The 13,564-nt window shown below is 72.3% G+C and carries 14 protein-coding genes and 1 tRNA gene; 11 read left to right on the top strand and 4 right to left on the bottom strand.

Going from position 1 to position 13,564, the window contains the following annotated elements:
* Positions 1-2 precede the first annotated feature (2 nt).
* The 10 genes from ACH4TG_RS27820 to ACH4TG_RS27775 all read left to right on the top strand — a co-directional run bounded on the left by ACH4TG_RS27820 (position 3) and on the right by ACH4TG_RS27775 (position 9,568).
* Positions 3-680 carry a NuoI/complex I 23 kDa subunit family protein gene (locus ACH4TG_RS27820; protein WP_398245267.1) on the top strand — a complete coding sequence of 226 codons (678 nt, stop codon included), beginning with the start codon at positions 3-5 and terminating at the stop codon, positions 678-680.
* Positions 677-1,249, top strand: coding sequence for an NADH-quinone oxidoreductase subunit J (locus tag ACH4TG_RS27815; RefSeq protein WP_398245266.1), 573 nt, complete (start codon positions 677-679; stop codon positions 1,247-1,249). Before ACH4TG_RS27820 ends, ACH4TG_RS27815 begins: the two co-directional genes overlap by 4 nt.
* On the top strand, positions 1,249-1,656 hold the full coding sequence (gene nuoK, locus ACH4TG_RS27810) for an NADH-quinone oxidoreductase subunit NuoK (protein WP_398245265.1): 408 nt from the start codon (positions 1,249-1,251) through the stop codon (positions 1,654-1,656). The genes ACH4TG_RS27815 and nuoK overlap by 1 nt, the downstream gene beginning before the upstream one ends.
* Entirely contained in the window at positions 1,653-3,650 is a 1,998-nt protein-coding gene (locus tag ACH4TG_RS27805; RefSeq protein ID WP_398245264.1) for an NADH-quinone oxidoreductase subunit L, read from the top strand. Before nuoK ends, ACH4TG_RS27805 begins: the two co-directional genes overlap by 4 nt.
* A 42-nt stretch (positions 3,651-3,692) precedes the next feature.
* Complete coding sequence (locus ACH4TG_RS27800) at positions 3,693-5,225, top strand: NuoM family protein (RefSeq protein ID WP_398245409.1); 1,533 nt, start codon at positions 3,693-3,695, stop codon at positions 5,223-5,225.
* Positions 5,225-6,769, top strand: a complete 1,545-nt coding sequence (locus ACH4TG_RS27795) for an NADH-quinone oxidoreductase subunit N (protein ID WP_398245263.1) — start codon at positions 5,225-5,227, stop codon at positions 6,767-6,769. The genes ACH4TG_RS27800 and ACH4TG_RS27795 overlap by 1 nt, the downstream gene beginning before the upstream one ends.
* A gap of 187 nt (positions 6,770-6,956) precedes the next feature.
* Complete coding sequence (gene htpX / locus ACH4TG_RS27790) at positions 6,957-7,817, top strand: zinc metalloprotease HtpX (protein ID WP_398245262.1); 861 nt, start codon at positions 6,957-6,959, stop codon at positions 7,815-7,817.
* A complete protein-coding gene (locus ACH4TG_RS27785; RefSeq protein WP_398245261.1) occupies positions 7,814-8,206 on the top strand; it encodes a YccF domain-containing protein in 393 nt (130 codons plus the stop codon). Before htpX ends, ACH4TG_RS27785 begins: the two co-directional genes overlap by 4 nt.
* Positions 8,207-8,231: 25 nt before the next feature.
* The gene (locus ACH4TG_RS27780) at positions 8,232-8,756 is read left to right on the top strand and encodes a peroxiredoxin (protein WP_398245260.1); all 525 of its coding nucleotides are present in this window, start codon (positions 8,232-8,234) and stop codon (positions 8,754-8,756) included.
* Between the two features lie 143 nt (positions 8,757-8,899).
* Entirely contained in the window at positions 8,900-9,568 is a 669-nt protein-coding gene (locus tag ACH4TG_RS27775; protein ID WP_398245259.1) for a hypothetical protein, read from the top strand.
* Between the two features lie 84 nt (positions 9,569-9,652).
* On the opposite strand, the gene ACH4TG_RS27770 is transcribed toward ACH4TG_RS27775, so the two are convergent.
* The 4 genes from ACH4TG_RS27770 to ACH4TG_RS27755 form a co-directional block, all read right to left on the bottom strand.
* On the bottom strand, positions 9,653-11,146 hold the full coding sequence (locus ACH4TG_RS27770; protein ID WP_398245258.1) for a WXG100 family type VII secretion target: 1,494 nt from the start codon (positions 11,144-11,146) through the stop codon (positions 9,653-9,655).
* Positions 11,147-11,226: 80 nt separating this feature from the next.
* Positions 11,227-11,862: a hypothetical protein gene (locus ACH4TG_RS27765; protein ID WP_398245257.1), complete on the bottom strand. Its 636-nt coding sequence runs from the start codon at positions 11,860-11,862 to the stop codon at positions 11,227-11,229.
* The gene (locus tag ACH4TG_RS27760) at positions 11,859-12,191 is read right to left on the bottom strand and encodes a hypothetical protein (RefSeq protein ID WP_398245256.1); all 333 of its coding nucleotides are present in this window, start codon (positions 12,189-12,191) and stop codon (positions 11,859-11,861) included. Before ACH4TG_RS27760 ends, ACH4TG_RS27765 begins: the two co-directional genes overlap by 4 nt.
* Before the next feature lie 253 nt (positions 12,192-12,444).
* Complete coding sequence (locus ACH4TG_RS27755) at positions 12,445-12,933, bottom strand: YajQ family cyclic di-GMP-binding protein (RefSeq protein ID WP_398245255.1); 489 nt, start codon at positions 12,931-12,933, stop codon at positions 12,445-12,447.
* A 234-nt stretch (positions 12,934-13,167) separates the two neighbouring features.
* Between ACH4TG_RS27755 and ACH4TG_RS27750 the strand changes: the two genes are divergently transcribed.
* Positions 13,168-13,249: transfer RNA gene (locus ACH4TG_RS27750), tRNA-Tyr, on the top strand.
* The last annotated feature ends 315 nt before the right edge of the window (positions 13,250-13,564 follow it).

The raw sequence follows: 13,564 nt of genomic DNA, 5'->3' as shown, positions 1-13,564 counted from the left end.
CCATGGGTGTCCCCGGATCCGGACTGGCCAAGGGCCTGGCCGTCACGCTGCGGACGATGACCAGGAGGTCGGTCACCGCCCAGTACCCCGAAGCGCTGCCCGAACTGCCGCCGCGCTCGCGCGGGGTGATCGCGCTGTTCGAGGAGAACTGCACGGTCTGCATGCTCTGCGCGCGCGAGTGCCCCGACTGGTGCATCTACATCGACTCCCACAAGGAGACGGTGCCGGCGGCGGCCCCCGGCGGGCGCGAGCGCAGCCGCAACGTGCTCGACCGTTTCGCCATCGACTTCTCCCTGTGCATGTACTGCGGTATCTGTATCGAGGTGTGCCCCTTCGACGCACTGTTCTGGTCGCCCGAGTTCGAGTACGCGGAGACGGACATCCTCGATCTGACCCACGAGCGCGACAAGCTCCGCGAGTGGATGTGGACCGTGCCGGCCCCGCCCGCGCTCGACCCTGCCGCGGAGGAGCCCAAGGAGATAGCGGCCGCCCGCAAGGCGGCGGAGAAGGCCGCGGCCGCGCGCGCCGCCCAGCAGGACGCGGCGGAGGACGCCGCCGACACTGACGGTGCCGCCGACACTGACGGTGCCGCCGACACTGGCGGCGCTGACGGCGCTGACGGTTCGAAGGGTGCCGGCGGCGCGGCGCAGGACCGGGCACCGGGGGAGGGCGACGCATGAGCCCCGGCACCGTGCTGGCCGCGGCCGCCCACCACCCGGGCTTCCTGTCGCCGACCGGCGTCGAGATCACCTTCGTCCTCGTCGGCCTCGCCACCCTGGGCGCGGCCCTGCTGACCGTCACCACCCGGCAGCTGGTGCACGCCGCGCTGTGGCTGGTCGTCGCCCTCGGCGGGCTGGCCGTGGAGTACCTGCTCCTCACCGCCGAGTTCATCGCCTGGGTGCAGGTCCTCATCTACGTCGGCTCGGTCGTCGTCCTGCTGCTCTTCGGGCTGATGCTCACCCGGGCGCCCATCGGCCGCTCCCCGGACGCCGACTCCGGCAACCGGTGGGTGGCCGTCGCCGTCGCCGGCGCCGCCGCGGTCACCCTGGTGTGGGTGGTGGTGGACGCCTTCCGCTCCACCTGGATCGACGTCCACGGCGCTGTCCAGGGCACCTCGCACGCCACCGGCACCAGCCTGTTCCGGCACTGGGTGCTGCCGTTCGAAGCGCTCTCGGTGCTGCTGCTCGCGGCCCTGGTCGGCGCGATCGTGCTCTCGCGCCGCGACGACGGCGGCAAGGAGACGGAGTAATGCACCTCGCCTATCCCGCCGTCCTCGCCGCCCTGCTGTTCTGCGTGGGCGTCTACGGCGTGCTCGCCCGGCGCAACGCGATCCTCGTCCTGATGTCCGTCGAGCTGATGCTCAACGCCGTCAACCTCAATCTGGTCGCCTTCGACGTGTGGCTGCGCGACGCGCTCCACTCCGGCCAGGCGCTCACCCTGTTCACCATCACCATCGCCGCCGCCGAGATCGGCCTCGGACTGGCGATCGTGCTGCTGGTCTACCGCAACCGCGGCAGCTCCGACATCGACCGCCTGACCGCCCTCGCCGACCCGGCCGGACCCGGTGGCGACGGTCCCGCGCGCCCGGGGTCCGGCGCGGCGCAGGACGGGCCCGGCACCACCGCCGGCGACGAGAAGGCAGAGGCCACCGCGTGACCCTGACCGCCCTAGCCGCGCTCGTCCCCCTCCTTCCCTTCCTCGGCGCGGCGGCCGGCCTGCTGCTGGGCCGCACCGCTCCCGGCTTCGTCCGCCCGCTGGCCGTGCTGCCGAACGCCGCCTCCCTGGTGCTGGCCTCGATCGTCGCCGCCCGGCAGGGCACCGGCGCCCCGACCGACGCCGCCCACCGGCTCGCCGCCACCGGCTCGGTGCCGATCGACCTGGCCCTGCACCTGGACGGCTTCTCCGTCCTGATCGCCGTCCTGGTCGGCCTGGTCGCCACCTGCGTGCAGGTCTACTCGCTCTCCTATCTGCGCGACGACCCGCGCTACCCGTCGTACGCGGCGCTGGTCTCGCTGTTCACCGCCGCGATGCTGCTGGTCGTCTACACCGGCGACCTGATGGTGCTGCTCGTCGGCTGGGAGGTCATGGGCATCTGCTCCTACTTCCTGGTCGGCCACTACTGGGAGAGCGAGACCGCCCGCTCGGCCTCCCTCAAGGCGTTCCTGGTCACCAAGCTCGGCGACGTGCCGTTCCTGATCGGCGTGTTCGCGCTCGCCGCCGACGCCGGGACGTTCCGGATCAACGGCATCCTGGCCGCCGCGGCCGAGGGGCGGCTGCACCACCCGACGGTGATCGCGCTGCTGCTGCTCGCCGGTGTGGCCGGCAAGTCCGCGCAGTTCCCGCTGCACACCTGGCTGCCCGACGCGATGGCCGGCCCCACCCCGGTGTCCGCGCTGATCCACGCGGCGACCATGGTGGCCGCCGGCATCTACCTGGTGGCCCGGCTGCTGCCGGTGTTCACCGCGTCCACCGCCGCCCTGGCCGTGCTCGCCGCGATGGCCGCCGTGACCATGATCGGTTCCGGACTCGCCGCGCTCGCGCAGGACGACATCAAGCGGGTGCTCGCGTACTCCACGATCGGCCAGCTCGGCTACATGGCCGGCGCGCTGGCCGTCGCCGACCGCAACGCGGCCGTCTTCCACCTCCTGTCCCACGGCGCCTTCAAGGCGCTGCTGTTCCTGGGTGCCGGCGTCGTCATCCACGCCTCCGGCACCAACTCGCTGACCGCCATGTCCCGCATGGGCGGCATGGGGCGGCGCATCCCCGACGCCCTGTGGACGATGGGCCTGGGCCTGGCCGCCCTCGCCGCGCTGCCCCCGCTGTCCGGCTTCTTCTCCAAGGAGTCGGTGCTGCGGGCGGCCGAGCACGCCTCGGCCGGACACACCGCGCACGTGCCCGCCGCCGTCGGCTGGACGGTGCTCGTCGCGGGTCTGGCCGCCGCGGTCCTCACCGGCGCCTACGCCACCCGGCTGTTCCTGCTGGCCTTCCGCGGCAGCGGCCCCGAGGTCCCCGACCACGGGCGGCAGCCCGCCGCGATGACCACCGTGCTGTGGGTGCTGGCCGTGCCCACCGTGGGCTTCGGCGGTCTGGCGTACCGCAGGCTGCCCGACTGGTTCGGCGGCGCGGCGCCCAGCAGCCTCGGCCCGGTGCTGGTCACCTCCGTGCTCGGCACCGGACTCGCCGTCGTCGGCGTGCTCGCCGCCTACGGCGCCTGGCAGGGCGCCGCGGCCATCCGGGCCGCCAACCCGATCGGCGCGGTCGTCGCCGAGCCGGCGGACGCCGAACCCGCCCTCGTGGAGGCCGAGGCGATCGCCGTCCACGAAGAGGTGTACGGCGACGTCGCGGCCGCCGAGGACCGCGGCGACCCCGGCCGGCTGCTGCTCGGCCCGCTGCACCGGCCCGCCGCCCACGGCTTCCACCTCGACGCCGTGTACACCACGCTGTTCGTCCGCCCGGTGCTCGCCGCCGCGAGCCTGGTGCGCTTCCTGGACAGCCAGGTCGTGGAGACCTACGTCAGGGGCGCCGGCGGCACACCGAAGCTGCTCGGCGCGGCCGTCCGCAAGGCCCAGACCGGAAACGTCCAGACGTACCTCGGCGCGCTGCTGGCCGGTGCGGTCGTCCTCGCCGTCCTCGTCGCCGTCGGAGCGTGAGATCCCGTGAACGACACCGCACTCCAGTACGTCCTCGCGGCGATGCTCGTGCTGCCGCTGCTCGGCGCCGCGGGCGCCCTGCTGCCGATCCCCCGCGCGCTGCGTCTGGGCCGGACCCGCGAGCAGGCGCTGCTCGGCCTGGGCGTGCTGGTCACCGGCGCCGTGCTGGTGCTGGCGATCGTGCTGGCCGCCGGCTTCGACCACGGCCACCCGGCCACGATGCAGGCCACCACGGACCTCAACTGGATCCCGGCGCTGCGGATCCACCTCCACCTCGGCGTGGACGGCATCTCGCTCCCCCTTCTGGTGCTGACCGCGCTGCTGACCTTCCTGTGCGCGCTCTACTCCTGCTTCTCGATGCCGAAGGGCCCCGGGCCCCAGGCGTTCGTTGCCCTGCTGCTCCTGCTGGAGACCGGCACGCTCGCCACCTTCGCGGTGCTCGACCTGATGCTGTTCTTCCTGGCGTTCGAGACGGTGCTCATCCCGATGTACTTCCTCATCGCCCGCTGGGGCGGCGAGGGCCGGGAGCGCTCGGCGATGCGGTTCATCGTGTACACCCTCCTCGGCTCCGTGATCATGCTGCTCGGCCTGCTCCTCATCGGCGTGAAGGCGGGCACGTTCGACATGGTGACACTCGCCACTGACAACGGGTCACACCTCAGTCACTCCACGCAACTGATCGCGGCGCTCGCGGTCGGCCTCGGCCTGGCCGTCAAGGCCCCGATGTGGCCGCTGCACAGCTGGCTGCCGGACGCCCACACGTCCGCCCCCACCGTCGGATCGGTGCTGCTGGCCGGCGTGCTGCTGAAGATGGGCACCTACGGCATGGTGCGCATCCTGCTCCCCGAGACCCCCGGCGGCATGCAGACCTACGCCCCGTACCTGGGCGCGTTCGCGGTCATCGGCATCGTCTACGGCTCGCTGGCCTGCCTGGCGCTCGCCCGGCAGGGCAACGGCGGCGACCTCAAGCGGCTGATCGCCTACTCCTCGGTCGGCCACATGGGCTTCGTGCTGCTCGGCATCGCCACCCTCACCGCGACCGGCGTCAACGGCGCCCTGTTCGCCAATGTCGCCCACGGCCTGATCACCGGGCTGCTGTTCTTCCTGGTCGGCGCGGTCAAGGACCGCTACGGCTCCAGCGACCTCGACCAGCTGGCCGGACGCACCGGCGCGGCCCTCTACGGCCGGGCGCCGCGGCTCGGCGGGCTGCTCGCGTTCGGCGCCGTCGCGTCGCTCGGCCTGCCGGGCCTGGCCGGGTTCTGGGGCGAGATGCTCGCCATGTTCGGGTCCTTCAAGCCGGCCGCGGAACTCAGCCGCCCGGCCTACCTGACGTTCACCGCGATCGCCGCGTTCGGCACCCTGCTCACCGCCGCGTACCTGCTGACCGTGGTCCGCCGGGTGTGCATGGGCGACCGGGAGACCGCGGAGGCGCGCCCCGCGCTCGCCGACGTCCGCGGCTACGAGTTCGCCGCGTGGACCCCGCTGGCCGCCCTCACCGTCGTGGCCGGCCTGTGGCCCGCCGTCCTGCTCGGCCTGACGGAACCGGCCGTGCGCACCCTGCTCGGAGGCAACTGATGCCGTCCCTCGTGCAGTCCGTCGACTGGGTGGCCCTGACCCCGGTCGTCATCCCGGCCGCCCTGGCCCTGGCGGTCCTGGTCGCCGACCTCTTCCTGCCGCCCGCGCGCAAGGCGCTGCTCGGCTGGGTCACCGCCGCCGGACTGCTCGCCGCCGGCCTCACCCTGCTGCCGCTGCGCGACGGCCACCGCAGCACCTTCTGCCAGACCCCCGGCGCGTCCTGCTCGTACACCGCCGACCACTTCGCGCTGGTCGTCCAGGTGCTGGTGCTCGGCGGCGCCCTGCTCACCGCGCTGCTGTCGCTCACCACCGGCACCACCGACGAGACCGGTGAACTCCCCGGCGGCGAGTACTGGTTCCTGCTGCTGTCCTCCGCTGCCGGCGGCGCCCTGCTGCCCGCCTCGCGCGACCTGATCACGCTGATCGTCGCGCTGGAGGTCACCACCCTGCCGGCCTTCGCGCTGGTCGCGCTGCGCCGCGGCGACCGGCTGGCCAGCGAGGCCGCGCTGAAGTTCTTCCTGTCCTCGGTCACCGCGACGGCCGTGTCGCTGCTCGGCATCAGCTTCGTCTACGCGGCCACCGGCACCGTCAACCTCTCCGAGGTCGCGCACGGCCTCGGCCACACGCCCGGCCAGCTCGACCACCTCGCGAAGGCCGGCGTCGCCCTCACCCTGGTCGGCTTCGCCTTCAAGCTGGCCGCCGCCCCCTTCCACTTCTGGGTGCCCGACACCTACGCGGGCGCCCCGCTGCCGGTCGCCGCGTACCTGTCGGTGGTCGGCAAGTCGGCCGGCTTCTCCGGTCTGATCCTGCTGGCCGTGATCGCGTTCCGGCCGTACCACGACGTGTGGGGCCCGGCGTTCGGCGTGCTGGCCGCGCTCACCATGACCGTGGGCAACGCCGGGGCGCTGCGGCAGCGGCCCGGTGCCGAGCGCAGCGCCGTCCGGCTGCTCGCCTGGTCCTCGATCGGCCAGGCGGGCTACCTGCTGGTGCCGATGGCCGCCGCCTCCTCCACGGCCGACCCGGCGCACGAGATCGGCACCACCGTCGCGTACGCGCTGATGTACGGCGTGGTCAACCTCGGCGCGTTCGCCGTCGTCGCCCTGGTGAACCGCACCGCACCGCGCGGCCGGCTCACCGACTACCGCGGCCTGTACGCCCGCCGGCCGCTGGCCGCCCTCGCGCTCGCCTTCTTCCTGCTGTGCCTGGCCGGCCTGCCGCCGGGCGTCATCGGCCTGTTCGCCAAGGTCGCGGTGTTCTCCTCCGCGGTCGGCGCGCAGCACGGCTGGCTCGCGGTGATCATGGCCGTCAACGTGGTGATCGCCCTGGTGTACTACCTGCGGTGGACCGCCCTGCTGTTCACCCGTACGGAAGCGCCCGCGCCGGTGCCGGGCGCCGAACCGGCCGCCGCCGGCGAGGCACCCGCCCTGGCCGCCGGGACCCCGGTCGCGCTCGCCGTCGCCATCGCGCTGACCGCCGTCGCCGGCCTCGCGCTGTCCGGGGCGCCGCAGCTGGTGCTGCGGTACGCCCAGGGGACGCTGCTGTGACCGGCGCGGGCGCGAGCGAGGCCGGTGGCTGGGGAGGCGGACCGGATGCGCCGGGGCAGGGGAGGCGGCCGGGGCGGTCGCGCAGCGTGCGCACAAGGGAACTAACGGCGCTCGGGTGGCGTTGATCTGAGCAGGAGGTTCTCCTGAAGGGGGAGGTTCCCCAGCTGCACACCTTGGAGGGCGCACCGTGCACAGCCGGCACAACGGGTTGAAGACCGCCGTACTTCTCGGCGTTCTGTCAGCATTCATCCTGTTCATCGGCAGCTTGTTCGGCCGTACCGGTCTGATCATCGCGCTCGTCATCGCCCTGGGCACCAACGCGTACGCCTACTGGAACAGCGACAAGCTGGCGCTGCGCGCGATGCGCGCCCGGCCGGTCAGCGAGTTCGAGGCGCCCGCGCTCTACCGGATCGTCCGCGAGCTGTCGACGAGCGCCCGCCAGCCGATGCCGAGGCTGTACATATCGCCCACCGACGCGCCCAACGCCTTCGCCACCGGACGCAACCCGCGCAACGCCGCGGTCTGCTGCACCTCCGGCATCCTCGCCATCCTCGACGAGCGGGAGCTGCGCGGCGTCCTCGGCCACGAACTGAGCCACGTCTACAACCGGGACATCCTCATCTCCTCGGTCGCCGGCGCCCTCGCCTCGGCCATCGTGTTCCTGGCCCAGTTCGCCATGTTCCTGCCGATCGGGCGCTCCGACGACGACGAGGGCCCCGGCATCGTCGGCATGCTCCTGCTGATGATCCTCGGCCCGGTGGCGGCCTCGCTGATCCAGCTGGCCGTCTCCCGCTCCCGGGAGTACGAGGCGGACGCGTCCGGCGCCCGGCTCACCGGCGACCCGCTGGCCCTCGCGTCGGCACTGCATAAGCTGGAAGCAGGCACCAAGCAGCTGCCGCTGCAACCGCGCCCGGAACTGGAGACCACCAGCCACCTGATGATCGCCAACCCCTTTCGTCCCGGCGACGTCTCGAAGCTGTTCTCCACGCACCCGCCCATGGCCGATCGCATCAAGCGACTTCAGGAAATGGCAGGGCCCACACGATGAAGACGATCCTCAACATCATCTGGCTGGTGCTGTGCGGTCTGTGGATGTGCCTCGGGTACTTCCTGGCCGGACTCCTGCTGTGCATCACCATCATCGGTATCCCGTTCGGCATCGCCGCCTTCAGGATCGGCGTCTACGCCCTCTGGCCGTTCGGCTACACCGCCGTCGACCGCCGGGACGCGGGCGCCGGCTCGCTGATCGGCAACGTGCTCTGGGTGATCCTGGCCGGCTGGTGGCTGGCCCTGGGGCACATCCTCACCGGCATCGCGCTATGCCTGACGATCATCGGTATCCCGTTCGGCATCGCGAACTTCAAGCTGATCCCGCTGTCGCTGATGCCGCTGGGCAAGGAGATCGTGCCGAGCGACCGGCCCTTCGCCACCCGCTGAACCACCGTGTCCCGGCGCCGTGCCGATGCGCGAGGATGACCGTGAGCCGCAGGGCCACCGCTGCGGCCACGACATCAAGGAGACGGCGATGAGCCTGCAGGTCGGCGACACGGCACCGGACTTCACCCTCCCCGACCAGTCGGGGACGCCGGTCACCCTCAGCGAGAGGCTCGCGGAGAGGGTCGTGGTGCTGTACTTCTACCCGAAGGACAACACCCGCGGCTGCACCGCCGAGGCGTGCAGCTTCCGCGACACCTACGAGAACTTCACCGACGCCGGCGCCGAGGTGATCGGCGTCAGCTCGGACACCGTCGAGTCGCACGAGAAGTTCGCCGGCCGCCATGAGCTGCCGTTCACCCTGCTGTCCGACCGGGGCCGCACGGTGCGCAAGCAGTACGGCGCCACCACCATGGGAGTCGTGCCCGGCCGCATCACCTTCGTCATCGACCGCGGCGGCGTGATCCGGCACGCCTTCTCGGCCATGGGCAGCATCAGCACCCACGTCGACGACGCGCTGCGCGTGGTCAAGGAGCTCACCGCCACAGCCTGACTCCGCGCCGGGCCCGGACGGCTGCGGGGGCGCGGCAGTACGGCGTCGCGGCGTTGTCCACAGGCCGCCGGTTCATCCCCGACGGCGCGTCCCCCCGCGCTGTTAGAGTCGAACGCCCGGAGGCGGCGAAGGGGGGCGGCGCGATGGCAACCGACGTGTACGCCGGCGCACTTGACGAGGCGACGACCCGCGCATGGTGCGAGCGGCGGCGCAGGACCGCCCGCACGCTGCGCGCCGTCTGCGCGGTGATGTCGATCCCCGGCTGGGCCGTGCTCTTCGCCCTCGCCGACGCCGCGGGCTGGATCAGCTTCGCCTTCTGGCAGGCCGCCGCCGCGGTCGTCCTCACCTTCGCCGCCCTGGTCTGGGCCGACCTGCGGCTCGGCCGGGTCCGGCGCTACGAGCGCATCCTCGCGGCCTACCCCTGGCAGGTGCACACCGGTGCCCTGTTCACCGCCGGCAACAAGCAGCCGTACCTGCGGATCCCCGACCCCGAGCAGCCCGGGCGGTCGGTGACCGTGCGCATACGCCGCCCCGGGGTGCGGCGCTGGCAGCGCCTGGCCGGGCAGGGCGCCGGGCAGGAGCTCTGGTTCGCCGGCGACCCGCGGATCGGCGGCGCGCTGGCCCTGCCCGGCCCGGCCGCCCTGTCGCTGGCCCGGCAGAACGGCGCGGCCGGCCGGGCGAACGCGGCCGAGGCGGGACGCGACGGCGGCTCCCTGCGCGGCGTCGGCGAGGACGCCCTGGAACGGGCCCGGGCCGCGGGATTCGCCTCGGACCGGGAGTTCGAAGGGCTCTTCCAGCGGCCCTGGCGGTGACCCCTGCCGGCCGGGGTACGAAACCCCCGGCGGGGTACGAAACCCCCGGCCGGCCAGGGCTCTACCCGCTCTCCCCGCCGCGCCTCAGCGGTAGCGTCCGGCTGCCGTCAGCCCCGGCTGGTAGCCCACGCCCGCGCTGCTCGCCCCGGACGCCGTTCCCACACCGACGCTCAGTGGATCGAAGCGGCCGCCGAACACCGTGCTGGTGACGAGCTGCTTGGTCACGGCGGTGGTGAAGCCCTTGGCCGTGCCGAGCACGATCTTGGACGCCTCGGTCTGCCCGTTCATGAACATCTGCAGATGACCGAGGCTGCGGCGGGCGGCGGGGGTCATGCTCGCCAGGTCGCCCCGGTAGAACATCCGCGGGATCTTCGAGAAGCCCTTGTCGAGGAGCTCACCGGTGCCCGCACCGATGGCGTTGCCCGCCACGTTGCGCAGGAAGTTCTTCTCGACGTTCTTCCAGCCGCCGTTCATCGCGTCCTTGAGGGTGTCCTTGCCCAGCCCCTTGGCGAACGTGAACGCGAACTTGTCGAAGCCCTTGAGGTCGCTGCCGGTACGCCACACCTTGATCACGGGCGCGAACCTGCGCTCGGCACGCGCGATGCGCAGCGCCCACTTCAGACCGCCCAGCCGCCCCGCCTTGGCCAGCATGGCGAGCTTGCCCGCCACCGGGATGCAGTCGAGCGCGGCGAACAGCACGTCGCCCCAACCGGCCTTGCCTTGCGTGAACTTGATGATGGTGTCGGCCAGCACCAGCAGTGCGGCCGCCATCACGATCCACACCAGCGGGCCGCCCAGGAACAGCAGGGCGATGCCGCCGATCGCCACCACCAGCTTGGCCAGCGGGATCAGGTAGTCGTTCCACGCCTTGACCAGCGCGTCGCCGAGCTTCTGGTACCACTTCTTGTTGTGGATGCCGGCGTCCGAGGCTTCGTGCAGGTCCCTGGCCAGCACGGTGACCGCCGTGTCGTGCTGGTGGCCGGCCGTCTGCGCCTTCGTCCGCAGCTCGGCGAGCTGGGCCTGCAGGCCCGCGACCTGGCCCGCCACCTGCTGTTGGTGGGCGCCGGCCTGCTGGGCGTTGCGGGTGGCCTGCCGGACCTTCTCCGGGTCCGGCGGCGGCACGCTCGCGCCGCCTGACGGGTCCGGGTGGTCCAGTGCCGACTTCGCGCTCGTCGCCCGGTCCGCGGCGTCCTCGGCCCGGCCGAGTTCCGCCTGCTTGGCGGCCAGGTCCCCACGCAGGATCCGGGCCTGCACCAGGGCGCCGTCCGCGGCGCTCTGCTCGGTCTCCACCGAGCGGGCGAAGGTGACCAGCGCGTCCCCGGCCTTGCCGTAGGAGTCGTGCAGCTTGGTCAGCTGTCCCGGGAGCCGGCCGATCCGCTCGCGGAAGGCCGCGGCGGCCTTGCCGTTCCACTCCTCCAGAGTGTGGTCCTTGGCCGCGTTGTTGAGCAGGCCCTGAACGGTCGCCACGTCCTCGGCGAAGGTCTGGAAACGCCGGCCCTCGGTCCGTATCGCGTACACGTCACCCGGGGTCGGGTCGCCGTCCAGGTCGAGGTTGTGCCAGTCGGTGGGGCGCGCCATGAGTGTGCTCAGCCTTTCTGGGGCCGGCCGTGCCGGGGCGGGCGTGCCGGGGGCGGGAGTCAGCCGCCGGTCCGGCAGGGTCAGGGAAGGAAGCGGAACGTCTCGCAGATGCCGTCGAAGAGCTCCAGCATCGGCTCGGCGAGGGCGAGTTGGTGGGTGGCCGCGCTGATCACGGCGATCCGCGGGTCGGTACCGGGGAACGGGACGAAGGTCTGCATCATCACCATGCGCACGGTCCGGGTGTCGCCGCGGATGACCACGTCCTCGATGCCCTCGCTGCGGGCGGCCGTGGTGCCTGCGTCCGGCAGGTCGACCAGCCGTACGCGCCGCCAGGGATCGGTGGGCCTGCTGCCGCGCGGCAGCGGGGCCAGTGCGGCCATCACGCCCTCGAGCCCGCCCTGGGGTGCGCCCTCGTCGGCGGTGTCCAGGACGGTGACGGTCAGGCTCGCGGTCAGCGGCGCCTCGTCGTCGACCTCGGCCATCGCGCCGAAGTACACGACCCCGCTCTCCCACGCCTCGTCGGCCACGCGGCGCAGGGTGCGCACCAGCTCCGAGCGGCACTTCGCCAGCTCCGGCCGCTCCCGCACGCGGGCGCCTACGGCGTCGCGGATCGCCTGGTCGCGGGTCGCGGGGTGGATGTCGAACTCGTACCAGGAACTCGGCACGAGGAGGGTGATGCGGTGGACGGGCGGCCCGTCGAGGCCGGCGGCGGTCACCTGGACGTCCCCGCCGGGGACTTCCGCTGCTGCTCGTGGTCGGCCAGCGCCTTGGCGAGGTCCCCGTCGGTCTTCGTCAGCTGGTCGACCACCGTCTGCGCCATCTCGGCCACGTTGTCGATGCCGCGGTCGATCTCCTTGCGGCCGTCGCGCCAGCCGTGCAGGAAGCCGTCCAGGGCGTCCAGCGCCTCGGACGAGCCCAGCTCGCCGTGTCCGAGGGCGCGGTCCACCTGCCCGGTGTCGTCCATGCGCTGCTTGATGGACCTGAGCTCGTCGGCCAGGTCGCTCAGCCCGATCAGGCTGAGAGTGAGGTCTCCTTTGGAGCCCATGCGTGAACGTCCCCCGTCCGCGTGGCTTCACCGGTCGTGCCGGCGGTCCCGCGCCGGGGGCCAACTGCCGCCGGGGGACTGCCGGTTGATCCGACAACCCTATCGGTCCGCGGGCTCCGGCGACGGGGGAGTCCGATGCCGCGGGGGACGCGGCGCTTGGACCGGTGCGGCCGGGGCGGTGGCGGCGGGCCGCCGCCCCGGGAGCCGCGTCAGGCGTGGTTCCGCCTGCGTTCAAAGGGTTGGTCGACGACCGTCAGCGGTAGTTGACGAACTGCAGGGCGAAGTCCAGATCCTTGCCCTTCAGCAGCGCCTGGACGGCCTGCAGGTCGTCCCGGCTCTTCGAGCTGACGCGCAGCTCGTCGCCCTGGACCTGGGCCTTGACGCCCTTGGGGCCCTCGTCGCGGATGATCTTCGCGACCTTCTTGGCGTTGTCCTGGGAGATGCCCTCCTCGATGGACGCGAAGATCTTGTACTCCTTGCCGGAGAGCTGCGGCTCGCCCGCGTCCAGCGCCTTCAGCGAGATGCCCCGCTTGACGAGCTTGGTCTCGAAGACGTCCAGGATCGCCTTCACGCGGTCCTCGGAGTTCGCCTCCATCAGGATCTTCTCGCCCGACCACGAGATCGACGCCCCGACGTTCTTGAAGTCGTACCGCTGCGAGATCTCCTTGGCGGTCTGGTTGAGGGCGTTGTCGACCTCCTGCCGCTCGACCTTCGAGACGATGTCGAAACTGGAGTCGGCCATGTTCAGTGGGCTCCTTGGCTGTGTTCCCTGCTGCTTCCCTGGCGCCGGCACCACGGTGCCGGCTGCGGCCCCGACCCGGATCCCGACCCGGCGCCGCCACCCCGAAGCCTAGCCACCAGACCCCCGCGAAGCCCTGATCAATCCGGTGGCGAACCACCCCTGCGCATCGGGTATCGTTTACGTCGTCGCCACGGAGCAGCGCCCTGCGGGCCGCGATCCACGGCGTCATCCCATGGCGGTATGCCCGAGTGGCCAATGGGAGCGGACTGTAAATCCGTCGGCTTAGCCTACCGTGGTTCGAATCCACGTGCCGCCACGCGCCTTGAGGGGCCTGTGACCAGCGATTTCGCTGGGAGCAGGCCCCTCAGTCGTTGGGGGTGCAAGGGGGCCCGCGGCGGTCGGGCGGGGGCCGTTTGGGGCGGCGGGGTCAGCCGGGGGCAGGCGGAGTCACACTCCAGCGGTCTTACGTCGGGACGTCCTGCCAGGGACAATGCATATGCCACGACGGTTCTGTACGTCGTTTCCGTGAGCCGCCGAAGCGTGCGATGTCCGGGCGACGCCCTCAATGGGGAGGGGGACCGCTGGCGCCCCCCGGGACGGGGGTGCCTACGCGCGCGATCTTCGACTCAGG

It is taken from the genome of Streptomyces sp. NPDC020917 (assembly GCF_044333795.1).
In the GTDB taxonomy this organism is placed as follows: Bacteria; Actinomycetota; Actinomycetes; order Streptomycetales; family Streptomycetaceae; genus Actinacidiphila.
The sequence above is the reverse complement of the archived record's forward strand: the minus strand, read 5'-3'. Positions and strand labels throughout refer to the sequence as shown.

Bases quoted from the DNA above. Each gene is read 5' to 3' on its own strand.
- ACH4TG_RS27820 (WP_398245267.1), top strand. From the start codon at position 3: ATGGGTGTCCCCGGATCCGGACTGGCCAAGGGCCTGGCCGTCACGCTG.
- ACH4TG_RS27815 (WP_398245266.1), top strand. From the start codon at position 677: ATGAGCCCCGGCACCGTGCTGGCCGCGGCCGCCCACCACCCGGGCTTC.
- nuoK (WP_398245265.1), top strand. From the start codon at position 1,249: ATGCACCTCGCCTATCCCGCCGTCCTCGCCGCCCTGCTGTTCTGCGTG.
- ACH4TG_RS27800 (WP_398245409.1), top strand. From the start codon at position 3,693: ATGCTCGTGCTGCCGCTGCTCGGCGCCGCGGGCGCCCTGCTGCCGATC.
- ACH4TG_RS27795 (WP_398245263.1), top strand. From the start codon at position 5,225: ATGCCGTCCCTCGTGCAGTCCGTCGACTGGGTGGCCCTGACCCCGGTC.
- ACH4TG_RS27785 (WP_398245261.1), top strand. From the start codon at position 7,814: ATGAAGACGATCCTCAACATCATCTGGCTGGTGCTGTGCGGTCTGTGG.
- ACH4TG_RS27780 (WP_398245260.1), top strand. From the start codon at position 8,232: ATGCGCGAGGATGACCGTGAGCCGCAGGGCCACCGCTGCGGCCACGAC.
- ACH4TG_RS27775 (WP_398245259.1), top strand. From the start codon at position 8,900: ATGGCAACCGACGTGTACGCCGGCGCACTTGACGAGGCGACGACCCGC.
- ACH4TG_RS27770 (WP_398245258.1), bottom strand. From the start codon at position 11,146: ATGGCGCGCCCCACCGACTGGCACAACCTCGACCTGGACGGCGACCCG.
- ACH4TG_RS27760 (WP_398245256.1), bottom strand. From the start codon at position 12,191: ATGGGCTCCAAAGGAGACCTCACTCTCAGCCTGATCGGGCTGAGCGAC.
- ACH4TG_RS27755 (WP_398245255.1), bottom strand. From the start codon at position 12,933: ATGGCCGACTCCAGTTTCGACATCGTCTCGAAGGTCGAGCGGCAGGAG.